The organism is Niastella sp. (assembly GCF_045805085.1).
Lineage (GTDB): Bacteria > Bacteroidota > Bacteroidia > Chitinophagales > Chitinophagaceae > Niastella.
On record NZ_JBJMLX010000503.1, the window covers coordinates 1 to 14,758 of the forward strand.

The window sequence follows — 14,758 nt, forward strand, 5'->3', positions numbered from 1 at the left end:
GGGATGGCGCGACGTTTGGGATTGTACGAGACAGACTGTAGCGGAATGCTCAGGTAGTTTACTAACAGTGGTCAGAGAGTTGTCTGGGAGTTGTCTCGTCCTGAAATCACTTTACATATTTAGGGGGCAAATATGTATAATTGATTTTAAGATATGAATACACCAAACAAACAAGGCAGAGCGCCAATTTATGAATCGAGCTTAAAAATTGCTGTAGCGAGAGAATATCTTACATCCAACCTGGGGTATGGGAAACTAGCCCAAAAATACGGCCTTAACGGGGGCAGCGTTGTCAGGGAATTTGTCAAATGGTACAATAAGAGATATCCACAAGGTCATGAACTGCAGCCTCAACAAACCATAGAATCAAAGAGGATAAGTGATAAACAGGGGTATAAAGCCCTGCAGGAGGCTAATCTTAAAATAGAAGCCCTGGAAACACTTATAGAAATAGCCCAAAAGGAGTTGGGAATTGATATTGTAAAAAAGTTTGGTACCAAACAGTCCATGAAATGAAGCAACACCATCAGACTATAGGATGGGCAAAGCTTTGCAGGCTGTTTGGTAAAAGCCGACAGGCGTATTATGATCACCTGTGGCGTCATTCAGATGAAAATATGCAGGAGATGCTAATAATTGAATTAGTAACGGCCAGGCGCCTCTATTTACCCCGTGTAGGTGGTAATAAACTCCTTGGAATGCTCAAAGAAGAATTTAATTTCCATCACATTGCCATTGGCAGGGACCGGTTCTTTAGATTGTTATCGGAGCATGGCTTACTAATTAAGCCCAAAAAGAAATATGTGCGCACTACCTGGTCATGGCACCACTATAAAAAATGGCCTAACCTTATTGAAAACCTGCAACTAAACGCTCCTGAACAACTGTGGGTCAGTGACATTACTTACCTGCGTATTATTTATCTGTCGCTTATTACCGATGCTTATTCCAGGAAGATTGTAGGATACCATTTAAGCCAATATTTAAGGGCCCAGGGTTCTATGACCGCATTGAATAAAGCTTTATCCGGCCTGCGTATTGGCCAGCCATCATCCCTTATCCATCACTCCGACAGAGGCATTCAATACTGCTGCGATGCTTATATCGATATTTTGCAGGGTAATAACATACAGATCAGTATGACTCAATCGGGAAGCCCTTACGATAATGCAATTGCTGAAAGGGTCAACGGCATCCTAAAAACAGAACTGGGGTTGGATACCATCTTCGCAAGCTATAGGGACGCAATACCGGCTACCCATCACGCTATAGACGTATATAATCGCCTCAGGCCACATATGAGTTGTGGAAACCTAACACCGGAGCAGGCTCACCTAACCACCGGCCAACTGACCAGGCTTTGGAAACCTAAAAAACGTAGTCCCCCTGTAAAGCTATTTTAGGGCAAGCTCAAAAACTGTAAAGCCTTATCCGTATAATTGTGAACTATTGTAAAGCTATTCCAGTATTAACTTCCTCCCCTGTAAAGTTTTTTCAGTACAAGACAACACTCTGGAGCTATACTGCTCCATGAGTATCCTCAGAGAATGTCCAGAGTATACCCAGAGAATACCCAGAGAATACGCACACAATCACCCTACAGTCTTACGTACATATCCCGCCATCCCATTCATCCCGGTTCAGACCTCCTGGCAGACTGATCCATGACTTCTCCCACACTTCTCCCGGTTTTTCCCGGGTTCTCCAGTGAAGAGTGGGAGAAGTGTGGGAGAAGTTCGGGACATGCCCTGGACCATGTCAGGAAGAAGGTGGGAGAAATTGTAGTTTAGTACATCATTGGAAATTCAGCTATCCTTCCACTCCCACATCTCAATCCGCTGAAATAAATTTAGTTAGCGCGGAATATACCCTACATTTGGTCAACCGGTTTTGGTTAACCAATTTTGGTTTTGAGATTGCCCTATTTTGAAACGATTGCAAAACAAACTGCACCTGGAATAAATACAGCCTTATGGAGACCTCAGATCTTATACACAGTATAAAAAGCATAGAGTTTGAAAGTCCCACCGACAGGATCATTCAACAGTTAAAACAGCTGATCGTTTCCGGGCAGTTAAAACCGGGTGACCGGTTACCGGCCGAGCGTGTCCTGGCGGAAAAACTGGGCGTGGGCAGAAGTTATGTGCGCGAGGCCATTCGCAAGCTGGAGTTTTTCGGGTTGCTGAAAACCTCGCCCCAAAGCGGCACCTATGTATCGGGCTATAGCATAAAAATGATCGAGGGCGTGCTGTCAGATATCATCAATTTTAATAAAGACGATTTTTCTGCTTTGATCGAGGCCCGGTATTACATGGAGATCAATGCCGCCCGGCTGGCAGCCATGCGCCGTACCGACGAAGACCTGGCATTGATCCGGAGTGCCGTGGAAGACTACGACAATAAAATAAACAATAAGGAAGATGCCATCCAGGAAGACATGTTCATTCACCTGCGTATTGCCAATGCCACTAAGAACCCGGTATTTGAAAGTATGCTGTTGATGTTATTGCCCGATATCATCCGGAACATAGTAGAGAAAAAGATTTGTGGCGATAACCGCGGTATTAAGGCCATGACCGGGCACCGTGAGATATTGCAGGCCATTGCCGACCAGGATGCGGATGCGGCGGCTGGTGCAATGGCAGCGCATTTGGATGATATATTTACAACAACCAACAATCATTTATTACCATAAAACAGGCCTTATGATCCAAAGCAATGAGTTTCAGTTTGAGCAAGACATACCCTGGGAAGACGTTGGCAATGGCATTACACGACAGATCTTCGGCTATGATGACCGGGTTATGCTGGTAAAGGCAAAGTTTGAAAAAGGCGGAGTGGGTGCTGTACACCAGCATCCGCACTCACAGGCCACTTATGTTGACAGTGGGGTATTTGAAATGACCATTGGCGATGTAAAAAAGATCATTCGCAAAGGCGATGGGTACTATGTGCCACCAAATGTGTTACATGGTTGCGTATGCCTGGAAGCCGGAATGCTGATAGATGTGTTCTCGCCCCACCGGGAAGATTTTTTGAAGTAACCGATCAATTGGATAACCGCGATACGTAAACCGATCTAAAATGAACCTTATCAGTGCAAAATTTTCATTAAACATATAAGCAATGAAAATTTTGCACTGGTAAGATCCATCTGGCCAATGTAAAATATTAAATATCAGATGAAATATACTTCATTCATTTTTGCGGGCTTAATGGCCTGCCTGGGATCGTGCGCCCAGGACGATTCTGCCAAAAAAGTAACTTACCCGGCCGGTTACACCCCACAGATAGATGTGGTATACACCCGGGGCCCCGGCTGGCAGCAAAAGATGGACCTGTACCTGGCGCCTAAAGAAAGAGGACCAGTGCCCATTGTAATAAATATCCATGGCGGTGGCTGGAACCACGGCGCCAAGGAATCGCAAACGGGGTTTAACTCTTTCTTCAAAGCCGGTTTTGCCGTAGCCAATATTGAATACCGCCTCACGCCGCAGGCAAAAGCACCCGCTGCGGTGGAAGACGCCCGCTGTGCCCTGATCTATATAATCAAAAATGCAAAAGAACTGAATGTAGATGTAAACAAGATCGTGATCATGGGTGGCAGCGCCGGCGCGCACCTGGCCCTGATGGCCGGTCTGCTGGGCAACGATCACCGCTTTGATGGTAATTGCGCGGGGGTAGAAAATATAAAAGTAGCCGCCATCATCGACAAATACGGGATTACCGATGTGAATGACTGGGCGTATGGTCCGCACATTACCAGCAAATCGGCCATTGACTGGTTAGGCGATAAAGCAAAGGACGAAACCTTCATAAAATCGGTATCACCAATGAGCTATGTCAATAAGAACAACCCGCCCGTTTTTATTGTGCATGGCGATGCCGATCCGATAGTACCATACGAAGAATCAGTGGAGCTGCATAAAAAGCTGGAAGAAGCCGGTGTTAAAACGGTCTTCATGACCGTACCGGGTGGAAAACATGGTGAGTTTCCGGCAGCTCAACACTCCGAAATGAATAAGGCCATCATGAAATTTTTAAAGGAATTACAAATTGCGCGGTAACGTGCTCAATAATATAAGCGCGATCGGGATCAATTTTTCTTCATTCAATTCCCTGCGTAATACCTGTAGGGCCTTGCCGATATGTTTCTCCACTGTTTTAACAGAGATGCCCATTTCCTGCGCAACGTCTTTATAGCTCATACTGCCATAATGGTTCAGCATAAACGCCTGGCGGCATTTTTCGGGAAGGGTATCGATGCTTTCCCTGATGCGGTTCTTTAACTCCCGTTGTTCATAAGGGGACGTTTGGGAGAATGCTTCCTGTTGTTCCAGTTGCAATATAGCCACATGGTGCGTATTGCGCGAAAGCTGGTCCCGCAAATGCGTAGATACTTTATACTTCACGGCATTGGTTAAATACCCAACAATGTTCAGGTCGGCAGGCAGTTCATGCCGCCGGGTGTACAAACTTACAAACACATCCTGCAGAAGATCTTTAACAAGTTCCCGGTCTTTTAAAATATTGTAGGCCTGGTTGGTGAGTGGTAGTACGGTATTATTATACAACAGTTCAAAAGCTTTTTCATCGCCCTGTCGTATGGCAGTCCATAGTAAAGAAGCAGTATGGTTGCTACTGTTAGAGATGTTGGCTGGTTTGGCTCGCAAAAGTATCTGCAATATAAAAAATCTCAATATTATCTTATGATGAATATTTGATGAACTTACAATGAAATGATCTTTTTTATGGGGGAAGGCATGGGGGGAAATGGCGGATTGTGAGATAATGATAAAAAGCGCGTGCATGACCAACGACCGGTTGCAATATTTACTCGACAGGTTTCTGACCAATACAGCTACGGAAGAAGAGCTGCAGGAGTATGCCAATTGGTACCGGCAACAGGGGGATGCAGGTGCGCCGCTATATGAAAACGACAATAGTGAACAGGCGACCGAATACAAGGCAGGGCTGTTCAGGTCAATAGTAAATAATATACAATTAGCTGAATACGAGCAACGGCAGGAAGCTGCTGTGTGGCGGATGCGGTTTATAAAAATTGCCGTGGCGGCGCTGGTGGTAGTTACCGGAACGCTCGTATTATACTATAGTCTTTCAACAAAACAAGCAATCACCGTTGCCAGTAACACTATTATTCCAAAGGAACAGGTTATTGCTATCCGCAATCAGACCGGGGTAAAAAAGACTGTTCATTTACAGGATGGGTCTGAAGTGGAATTATCTGCCGGCAGTGAATTGCGGTATGAAGCTCCTTTCACTGACAAACACCGGCATGTTTACCTGAGCGGTAAAGGGTTTTTCAAGGTAACAAAAGATCCCAACAGACCATTTACGGTGTACAGTCATGATATTGCCACCACGGCATTAGGTACCTCATTCACCATTACAGCATGGCCGGGCAACAATGATATCTCGGTAGCATTGCATACCGGTAAGGTGGTGGTGCAGCATATTACTACTGGTAATGCCGCACCTATGAAAGAGGTGTTCCTCACGCCCGGCATGCAGGTGACCTGTAATATAGAAACAGGTAAAGCCATGGTACAACAACCGGCGCTGGCAAAAGAACACGCGCCTTCATGGGGATCACGCACCGGGGTAACCGCCAGTTTTACAGATGAACCCATTGCGAATGTGCTGGCCGCTATAGAAAAAGGGTATGGCGTTCGCTTACAATACGAAAAAGAAACACTAGTCGATATGATCTTCACCGGGCGCATCCGGGAGAAAGATTCCTTATCCCAGGTCCTGAACCGTATTTCCATTTTGTACGATCTGAACATCAAAGAAGCAGGTAACCGATTTATTATCCGGAAATCTCATTAATTAAATATTAAGTAAGATGACACAGCGCTACAATGTAGTGAAAGGGCATACTATGCCCTTTACAAAACGGCCGTTTGTCCTGATGGGACTGCTGCTGGTATTGGTAACTTCCTTATTGGATTTGCCCCTGCAGGCCCAGGACGTTAAACCCGGCATCAAAGGGTTGGTGGAGAATGAACAGGGAGAAGCCCTGGAAGGCGTAACCATCGATATGAAGAATGAAGCAGGAGAGGAGAAACGATCAGCGGTGACCACCAAAAAAGGGGTGTTCAAATTTGAAAGCCATGCGGGAAAAGGCGCCTATGTCTTCACCTTCTCACATATAGGCTACCAGACACAGGTGGTGCGTAAAGAAAACCTGGATCCGCAAAAGGAAGAGGCCATCTACGTGGTGATGAAAGCAAGCTCCGCTAACCTGGAGGTTGTGGTAGTGAGTTATGGTAAACAACGTAAACAGGAAGTGACCGGTTCCATTGTACAACAGGATGCATCTGATGTGAAAGATATGCCGGTAGGGCAGTTCGCACAACAGTTGCAGGGTAAGGTTGCTGGTGTACAGATTGGGCAGAATAGCGGAGCGCCGGGCAGAGGCATGGAGTTTCGCATTCGGGGCGCCGCTTCCCTGTCATCAGACAACCAGCCGTTGTTTGTAGTAGATGGTATACCCATTACCGGCAGTATCAATAATATCAATCCGTCGGAAATTGAAACCTTTACCATTCTGAAAGATGCGTCGGCCAGTTCGCTGTATGGATCAAGAGCCGCCAACGGCGTAGTGCTGATTACCACCAAACACGCCAAAACCGGCGATCCCAAAGTGGAGTTCAATACATTCTATGGCACCCAGGTAATACCGCAAAAGGGCAGGCCCGGAGTGATGAATGCCCGCGAGTTTGCAGAATTTGAAAATGAATATTATGAAGATAAGGTTAAGTATGAAGGCACCGGCACATTAGCAGCCGATTACAAAAACCCGGAGCGGTATGGAGCGGGTACCAACTGGTTCAATGCCTTAACGCGCAAAGCGCCTATCCAGAACTATGACCTTGCCGTTTCCTCTTCCAACGGTAAATCATCCTCCACCCTGATGGCCGGTTACCAGACACAGGAAGGGGTGGTCATCAATACCGGCACTAAATTATTCTCACTGCGTTACAACCAGGACTTCAACCTGCTGAACAATAAATTAAAAATGGGTTTTGGCATTGCGCCCAGTTACCGCATCGATCATAATAACCGGTTGGCCACCGAAGGCGTAAATAGCCTGATAGAAAAAATTGTAGAGGCCAGTCCGTTAATTGCGCCCATAGATAGCAATGGCAATATGCCTTTGACCGTGAACTCTGCCGGGATGGTGTCAAATGTGAACCCATATGCGCAGCTTATAAAAACAAAGGATGATTATAAAACAACCCGCATCCTGAGTAATGCATATGTAAACTATGAAATAATAACCGGGTTATTCCTAAAAGGGAACCTGGCCCTGGATAAAGGCGCCGAAACCCGTAACCGGTATTCACCCATGTCTATTTCAACCAGCAATATCGCGCAGGGTATCAGCAGTTCAGTTGATAATTATTCCTGGACGGCGGAAGGCTGGTTGAATTATTCAAAGACCTTATTCCATGACCATCATCTTGAATTACTGGCCGGTTATTCAGCCCAGCAATTCAAACAGGAAAGCAATACCATTACCGGTACCAATTTCCCCAGTGACGATGTGGAATATATTAGTGCTGCTACCGCCATCTCGGCCGGATCGAGCAATGCCACCGCTTATTCATTGATCTCTACTATTGGCAGGATCAACTATAATTTCAGGGGCAAATACCTGTTGTCGGGTGCTATTCGCCGCGATGGCTCCTCCCGCTTTGGCGCCAATACGCGCTATGGTAATTTCCCTTCCATCTCTGCCGGCTGGATCGTGAGCGATGAGCATTTTATGGACCGCTTCCGGGCTATCAGCCTGTTGAAATTGCGGGCCAGCTATGGGATAACCGGTAATAATAATATCGGTAACTATACCAGCCTGGCGCATGTAACCAGCAACAACTATGTGTTCAATGGCGGCCTGGTACCCGGTGCTACCATTACTACTTTGCAAAATGCCAATCTTCGTTGGGAACGCAATAAACAACTCGACCTTGGGGTGGATGTAACTTTATTCAATAACCGCTTTTCATTGATCTACGATTTTTATCATAAATTATCCGATGGACTTATTCAGGCCAGACCCATTCCCCGCGCCTCAGGATACGCCAGTGTTTCTTCCAATGTGGGTGTGCTCGAATTCTGGGGACATGAGATCACATTGAGCGGCGCCATTCTTACCGGTCCCGTAAAATGGAATGCTTCGTGGAATATGTCGTTCGACCGGAACCAGATAAAAAAGTTGCTGGCGCCAGGCTTTATTCGCCGCAACAATACCACTTCTTCCGATTATTATCGCAACCAGGAAGGACATGCACTGGGTGAGTTCTATGGATTTGTATTTGACGGATTGTATAAAGACCAGGCCGATCTTGACAATTCTCCCAAATCGGCCCTCTCTGGCGCCCGCTCAGATATCGGAACTATAAAGATGAAAGATGTGGTGCCGGATAAAGTGATCAATGAAAGCGACCGCACATTTATCGGTAATCCCAATCCTGATTTCCTGTTTGGCTTCAGTAATCAGTTAAGCTATAAGAATTTCGATCTGTCAATAACAATAGCTGGTTCATATGGTGGTAAGATCCTGAATCCTTCCAAATGGGCTTATCTCTCCAACCTCGATGGCGCACGTGGTTTGCTCGCAGCAGTAAAAGACCGCTGGCGTTCGCCTGATAACCCAGGTTCAGGCATCTATCCCAGAACCATGACAGGCACTACCGCTATCGGCCGTTCGGTGAACAGCCAGTGGGTGGAAGATGGTTCTTATCTCTCGGTAAAAAATATCACGCTGGGCTATACGCTTCCCTTGAAATCAAATGTAGCGCTGAAGAATTTTCGGGTGTTTGGCAGCATTCAACATGCGTTGATCTGGACGAAGTATACCGGTATCAATCCTGAGGTGAGCCTGGATGGATTGAACGGCACCAGTATCGGGATAGATGAGAACAGCTATCCGGTACCCAGAGTATTTGCCATTGGTTTATCAGCAAGCTTTAAATAATTTATCCTGGTCACTATAAAACAATGTTTTGAACAAGATATTTATCATAGCGGTACTGGCGATGACCGTTATATCCTGTAAAAAAGATTTTATTGATCTGTCGCCCGAAGATGAGATCCCTGTGGCTGATTTCTATAAAACGGAAGCGCAATTCAGAATGGCGCTCACGGCCGCCTATCAGCCGCTGCGCGATCTGGAGGATAATGATTTTTACACCGGTGAAATGCGGTCAGACAATACCCATTACCAGTATTATGCCGTTAACCGCGGCACGGCGTATGTGATGCGCGAGAATATTGCCGACTTTGTTGACGATCCCACCAATAACTATAGCAATAATATATATTTCCATTGCTTCAAAGGCATTTCACGCTGCAACATCATCCTCGATCGCATAGATGCCGGTACGGTTTCTGATGCAGCAAAGGCTGATATTGTTGGACAGACAAAGTTCCTGCGAGCCTTCAATTTCTTTAAACTGGTTCGGTATTTTGGCGGTGTGCCCCTCTTTATTCATGAAGTAACAAATGCAGAACAGGCTTTTCTTCCCCGTGCATCTGTAACTGAAGTGTATGCGCAAATTGTAGACGACGCCAAAGACGCCATTGCCAAACTGGCCAATCCGGTATTTGTAAGTGGTAAACAAAGCGGTGTGGCTACCAGGGGAGCGGCCACCATGTTGCTGGCAGAAGTATATATGGAGCAAAAGAAGTATGCCGATGCAGAAGCACTGCTCAATACGCTGTCTGGAATGGGCTATGATCTGCTGGCCAATTATGCCGATGTGTTTTCAACCACCAACAAGAACAGCAAAGAATCGATCTTTGAAGTACAATATCTCGAAGGGTTGCTGGGCGGACAACAAAGCCAGTTTATTTATTACTTTTTACCCCGCACAGGCAATACAACACCAATCACCGGCCAAAAATATGACAACAGTACAATAGGTGGCTGGAACACCCCTACGCAGGATATGATAGATGCCTATGAAACAGATGACAAACGCAAAGATGCTTCCATTGCAGTTGCAGAAGGCACTTACAATGCCAGCAACATCTTCACCATCACAGCCAATAAAAGTATTATTAATTATACACCGGCTGCCGGCAAAACAGGCGTACCCTATATTAAAAAATACCTGAACCCGCATACCAACCCCGACAACACTAATGACGACTGGCCAATATACCGCTATGCCGATGCCTTGCTGCTGCTGGCGGAAGCAAAGAACTTACAAGGCAAATCAGCCGAAGCCCTGGTGCCGCTGAATAAAGTGCGTACACGCGCTTTCGGGAACGCCACCCATAACATCACCACCACTGACCCCGCTGCATTGACCGACATCATTGCGCATGAAAGAAGGGTAGAGCTGGCTTTCGAAAATCATCGCTGGCACGACCTGGTTCGCACCGGCAAAGCCATTGATGTGATGAATGCGTTTGGCGTAAAGCAGAAACAGTTGTACAATTACCTGCCGGCTAACGCTTACCAGGTTGATAAGAACAGGTTGTTGTTTCCGATACCTCAGGCGGAGCGGGAATTGAACGTGGATTTGTCGCAGAATGATGGGTATACGTTTTGATCAGTTGACCAGTTAACCAGTTGACCAGTTGACAAGTTGAAGGAAGGCAAGTTGATAGGGTTAACAAATGATTGACGATAGAGGCCAGCAATAGGAGAGCGCTCTTCTATTGCCGGCCTCTGATTTTTTGCCTAATTCTTTCATGCGCTGCATTCTTCCTGGTTAACTGGTCAACTGGTTAACTGGTCAACTTTCTCTGCCCTCTGCCTTCTGCCCTGCATTTCCCTGGTTAACTCGTCAACCGGTTAACTGATCAACTTTCTCTGCCCCACTTCATTTTTGGAAAGCCGAAGTGAATTCCCTAGGTTTGTATCGTTATATATTGACGGGAATAACGAGCTAACTACTTATATATGGGTTATCTTAAAAAGATGCTATGTGTTATAGCATGTACTTTATCTGCTATTATTATGGTTGCGCAGGAACAAAAGCCGGAGCCAGATACCAGCCATAAAGTACATGTGTTACAGGAGATCGTGATCTCAGCATCCCGCTTACAGGAAAAGCAACTCACCGCCCCCGTGAGCATTTCGAAACTGAGCAACTCCCAAATACAACAAACCGCATCACCCGGCTTCTTTGATGCCATCGGCAGTATGAAGGGCGTACATATGATTGTACCGAGTATGGGTTTCAAGATCATCAATACGCGTGGTTTTTCAAATACTACCAATGTGCGCTTTGTACAAATGATCGAAAATGTCGATAACCAGACGCCCCATATTGGCGCTCCCATTGCCAATGCATTATCACCCGGCGACCTCGACATCGACCATGTGGAAGTGATCCAGGGCGTAGCATCAGCATTATATGGGATGAACGCCACCAACGGACTGGCGAACTTTACAACGAAGGACCCATTCACCACACAAGGTTTTAGTATACAACAACAGGTGGCGGTGAACCATGTGAACGATCCCAATAATGTATCGGCCAGATTATATAATGAAACCAACTTTCGCTGGGCAAAAGCCATTGGTAAAAAATGGGCCTTTAAAATAAATGCAGGTTACAACCGCGGGTACGACTGGGTAGCCGATAACCGGAGCGATCTGTTCCCCAACGGCAATGCTACCACCAATTTATATGGCGCCGATAATCCGGCGTACGATGCCGTAAATGGCTATGGCAATGAATCATCCAACCGCAAAACGCTTACCCTGGCCGGAAAGAATTACGTAGTGGCGCGCACTGGTTATTACGAGCGCGAGGTGGCTGATTACAACCTGCAAAATGTAAAGGGAGATGTTTCTCTTTATTTCAGGCCTACAGAAAATGCACAGCTCTCTTATACCTACCGTACTGCTTTTCTGAACAATACCTATCAACGGTCGAACCGCTTTCGCCTGCAGGATTATTTATTGCAACAGCACATTGTTCAGTTTAAGAATGCCCTGTTTCAGGCACGTGCTTATATTACTTCAGAAAATACCGGCCACTCTTATAACCTGCGCTCGATGGCAGAAACCATGGACCTGAGTTTTAAAGACAATAACAAATGGTTTGCAGATTATACCAATGCGTTTAATACTGCTTATGCAGCAAAAGCAGATGTGTTGGCAGCCCTTCATGCAGCGCGTGATGCGGCAGATAACGGCCGGTTACAACCAGGCACAGCTGCTTTTAAAGACAAACTGAAACAATTACAGGAAATAAATAACTGGGATATTGGCGCTGCATTAAAAGTAAAAGCCCACCTGGTGCATACAGAAGGTTCATTTGACCTGGGGAAATTCCTGCATACAGGTTTTAACCTGCAGGTTGGCGCTGATTTCAGAGATTATATCATTGTGCCTGATGGGAATTATTTTATCAATCCAACCGACTCCGGACATAATTTAAATTATACCAGCTACGGCTTTTTTGTGCAGGCATCAAAAAGATTGCTGCACGATAAATTACAGGTAAGTGCCGTATTGCGTGGAACCGGTTATGAGTATTTCAACCTGAAATGGAATCCCCGCCTTACTGCTGTATACGAGTTAACACGCAACGATTTTGTGCGGTTCTCCTATCAGAACGGCTATCGCTTCCCCAGCATTTTCGAAGGCTTCTCAAACATCAACAGCGGAGGGGTAAAAAGGGTAGGTGGGTTGAAGGTGATGTCGACTGGCGTATTTGAAAACACCTGGTTAAAAAGTTCCATCGACGCATTTACCGCTGCGGTTAATAAAGATGTAAATACTGCGGGCCTATCCCAGGCCGCTGCCATTGAAAAGAACAAGGGAATTTTACAGCATAACACCTATACCTATTTGCAACCGGAACAAATGCATTCCTTTGAAGTGGGGTACAGATCAATTCTGTTCAATAACCGGTTTTCTGTGGATATAGATCTTTACTACAATTTCTATTCGAACTTTATTGCCCAGATAGAAGGCAGTGTGCCCAATACTACCGATAGCACGCAGATGCCTGCCTACCTGTATGATAAAAACAAACAGGCCCGCTACCGCCTGTGGACCAACTCAAAAACCATTGTTCATAATTATGGTACCGAGATCGATCTGCTGTACCTGGTCGATAATCATTACTCTCTGTTCGGAAATGCGAGTTATCAGACCCTGAAAAGAACAAGCGCCAACGATGGACTGGAAGACGGGTTCAATACTCCGAAATGGATGGTAAATGGCGGCATAAGAGGCGTGAATGTATACAAGAACCTGGGCTTTTCTTTATCGGCCAGGTATCAAAGCAGTTTTTATTACCAGTCGTTCCTCGTGAATGGAAATGTGCCGGCTGTTTTCAATGCCGATGCCATGGTGCAATACTCGTTTAACAAACCGTCGCTTACGGTAAAACTGGGCGCTGCCAATTTCCTGAACCATTATTACTACTCCATCCTGGGCGGGCCACAGATAGGTGGTTTTTATTATACTACTCTTACTTATTCTTTAAAATAATGCTGACGATCCCGGTACATCTTTTGCCTACCTTTAGTAAAAAAATATGGTTTTCCCCATTGGAGATGACAACCGCGACAGGAAAACTTTTCCTTATGTCAATTACCTGCTTATAGCGCTTAATATTTTTGTCTTTATATACTGGCAGCAATGGGGACATAACTCCGAGGTTACTTTGGGTTATTCTACAGTGCCGGCCGAGATCTTAACCGGTCGGGATATTGTTACCCAATCATTAACAGAAAAGGACCCGCTTACCGGTAATATTATTGAAATGCCGGGGTTAGGGCCTACCAACATTCCCGTTTTTCTCACCTTATTTACTTCCATGTTTATGCATGGCGGACTGGCGCACCTGTTGGGCAATATGTTATACTTATGGATCTTTGGTGATAATGTAGAAGATGCTCTGGGGCATATAAAATACCTGTTCTTTTATTTGTTATGCGGTATGCTGGCCGGTTTGAGCCATGTATTCAGTACATTGATTTTGGGGCCAAGCCTGCTGATCCCCAGTCTGGGCGCCTCGGGCGCTATCTCCGGCGTGTTAGGGGCTTACTTACGATTATTCCCCGGCAAAAGTGTTCATCTTCTTACCTTCTTTATTATCGTTTCGGTGCCTGCATTTGTTGCCGTAGGCATTTGGTTTGTCTTCCAGGTCGTGAATGGCTTAGGCGCCCTTGGCGGTGAGGAAGCTGGTGGCGGCGTTGCTTATGCAGCGCATATAGGGGGATTTATATTTGGGTTGTTGCTGGTAGGTTGGTTTGGGAAAGAGTTTCTTGCCCGAAGGAGAGTAGCGAGGGCTACCAGAAAGAGGTTTATTTAGTTCTAATTTTAAGTTATTGAGTTCGTTAGTTATTGAGTTTGTTAGTTCTTTAGTTTTTTAGTTTGAGGTTTGATGTATAAAGTTTTGCATTCGTGGTTCGTAGGTGCAGGTTCATAAGTTATTAAGTTATTGGGTTCTTATATGAAACGAGCCCGGGCGGTTTAAAACTTCCTGGGCTTGTTTTTTTTATTCCTTGTTAACCTGTCAACTTTTCAACCCGTTAACTTTTTATTTCTTACTTCGTTCCCTTTATCAACTTGCCTTCTCTCACTGGTCAACTGGTCAACTGGTTAACTGGTCAACTCAAAACCTACTTCTCAAACACCACCGCGTCCGGCTTCGCCCCCAGCTTCTCCAAAGTAGCATTAATATCACTAATCATCTTATCGGGCCCACACACATAAAAATGCTTACTGAACTCAGTTACGTGTGAACGCAGATAC

The 14,758-nt window shown here is 45.7% G+C and carries 11 protein-coding genes; 10 read left to right on the forward strand and 1 reads right to left on the reverse strand.

All coding sequences use genetic code 11. The features are described from left to right. Nucleotides 1-153 precede the first annotated feature (153 nt). The 5 genes from ACJ751_RS26350 to ACJ751_RS26370 all read left to right on the forward strand — a co-directional run bounded on the left by ACJ751_RS26350 (nucleotide 154) and on the right by ACJ751_RS26370 (nucleotide 4,067). Complete coding sequence (locus ACJ751_RS26350) at nucleotides 154-516, forward strand: hypothetical protein (RefSeq protein ID WP_407748521.1); 363 nt, start codon at nucleotides 154-156, stop codon at nucleotides 514-516. Further along, the gene (locus ACJ751_RS26355; RefSeq protein WP_407748522.1) at nucleotides 513-1,403 is read left to right on the forward strand and encodes an IS3 family transposase; all 891 of its coding nucleotides are present in this window, start codon (nucleotides 513-515) and stop codon (nucleotides 1,401-1,403) included. The genes ACJ751_RS26350 and ACJ751_RS26355 overlap by 4 nt, the downstream gene beginning before the upstream one ends. A gap of 569 nt (nucleotides 1,404-1,972) precedes the next feature. After that, on the forward strand, nucleotides 1,973-2,695 hold the full coding sequence (locus tag ACJ751_RS26360) for a FadR/GntR family transcriptional regulator (RefSeq protein WP_407748523.1): 723 nt from the start codon (nucleotides 1,973-1,975) through the stop codon (nucleotides 2,693-2,695). Between the two features lie 10 nt (nucleotides 2,696-2,705). After that, a complete protein-coding gene (locus ACJ751_RS26365) occupies nucleotides 2,706-3,044 on the forward strand; it encodes a cupin domain-containing protein (protein ID WP_407748524.1) in 339 nt (112 codons plus the stop codon). Nucleotides 3,045-3,182: 138 nt separating this feature from the next. Continuing rightward, a complete protein-coding gene (locus ACJ751_RS26370; protein ID WP_407748525.1) occupies nucleotides 3,183-4,067 on the forward strand; it encodes an alpha/beta hydrolase fold domain-containing protein in 885 nt (294 codons plus the stop codon). Here the strand turns inward: ACJ751_RS26370 and ACJ751_RS26375 are convergent. Further along, nucleotides 4,050-4,673: an RNA polymerase sigma-70 factor gene (locus tag ACJ751_RS26375; RefSeq protein WP_407748526.1), complete on the reverse strand. Its 624-nt coding sequence runs from the start codon at nucleotides 4,671-4,673 to the stop codon at nucleotides 4,050-4,052. The two genes, ACJ751_RS26370 and ACJ751_RS26375, sit on opposite strands and share 18 nt — an antisense overlap. 118 nt (nucleotides 4,674-4,791) lie before the next feature. Between ACJ751_RS26375 and ACJ751_RS26380 the strand changes: the two genes are divergently transcribed. The 5 genes from ACJ751_RS26380 (at nucleotide 4,792) to ACJ751_RS26400 (ending at nucleotide 14,315) form a co-directional block, all read left to right on the forward strand. Continuing rightward, the gene (locus tag ACJ751_RS26380; protein WP_407748527.1) at nucleotides 4,792-5,850 is read left to right on the forward strand and encodes a FecR family protein; all 1,059 of its coding nucleotides are present in this window, start codon (nucleotides 4,792-4,794) and stop codon (nucleotides 5,848-5,850) included. A 16-nt stretch (nucleotides 5,851-5,866) separates the two neighbouring features. Further along, a complete protein-coding gene (locus tag ACJ751_RS26385; protein ID WP_407748528.1) occupies nucleotides 5,867-9,004 on the forward strand; it encodes a SusC/RagA family TonB-linked outer membrane protein in 3,138 nt (1,045 codons plus the stop codon). Nucleotides 9,005-9,032: 28 nt separating this feature from the next. Then, nucleotides 9,033-10,586: a RagB/SusD family nutrient uptake outer membrane protein gene (locus ACJ751_RS26390; protein ID WP_407748529.1), complete on the forward strand. Its 1,554-nt coding sequence runs from the start codon at nucleotides 9,033-9,035 to the stop codon at nucleotides 10,584-10,586. A 353-nt stretch (nucleotides 10,587-10,939) separates the two neighbouring features. Beyond that, on the forward strand, nucleotides 10,940-13,489 hold the full coding sequence (locus ACJ751_RS26395) for a TonB-dependent receptor (protein ID WP_407748530.1): 2,550 nt from the start codon (nucleotides 10,940-10,942) through the stop codon (nucleotides 13,487-13,489). Between the two features lie 46 nt (nucleotides 13,490-13,535). Then, complete coding sequence (locus ACJ751_RS26400) at nucleotides 13,536-14,315, forward strand: rhomboid family intramembrane serine protease (RefSeq protein ID WP_407748531.1); 780 nt, start codon at nucleotides 13,536-13,538, stop codon at nucleotides 14,313-14,315. Nucleotides 14,316-14,758 lie beyond the last annotated feature (443 nt).

Bases quoted from the DNA above. Each gene is read 5' to 3' on its own strand.
- ACJ751_RS26360 (WP_407748523.1), top strand. From the start codon at position 1,973: ATGGAGACCTCAGATCTTATACACAGTATAAAAAGCATAGAGTTTGAA.
- ACJ751_RS26350 (WP_407748521.1), top strand. From the start codon at position 154: ATGAATACACCAAACAAACAAGGCAGAGCGCCAATTTATGAATCGAGC.
- ACJ751_RS26395 (WP_407748530.1), top strand. From the start codon at position 10,940: ATGGGTTATCTTAAAAAGATGCTATGTGTTATAGCATGTACTTTATCT.
- ACJ751_RS26355 (WP_407748522.1), top strand. From the start codon at position 513: ATGAAGCAACACCATCAGACTATAGGATGGGCAAAGCTTTGCAGGCTG.
- ACJ751_RS26385 (WP_407748528.1), top strand. From the start codon at position 5,867: ATGACACAGCGCTACAATGTAGTGAAAGGGCATACTATGCCCTTTACA.
- ACJ751_RS26365 (WP_407748524.1), top strand. From the start codon at position 2,706: ATGATCCAAAGCAATGAGTTTCAGTTTGAGCAAGACATACCCTGGGAA.
- ACJ751_RS26370 (WP_407748525.1), top strand. From the start codon at position 3,183: ATGAAATATACTTCATTCATTTTTGCGGGCTTAATGGCCTGCCTGGGA.
- ACJ751_RS26400 (WP_407748531.1), top strand. From the start codon at position 13,536: ATGGTTTTCCCCATTGGAGATGACAACCGCGACAGGAAAACTTTTCCT.
- ACJ751_RS26380 (WP_407748527.1), top strand. From the start codon at position 4,792: ATGATAAAAAGCGCGTGCATGACCAACGACCGGTTGCAATATTTACTC.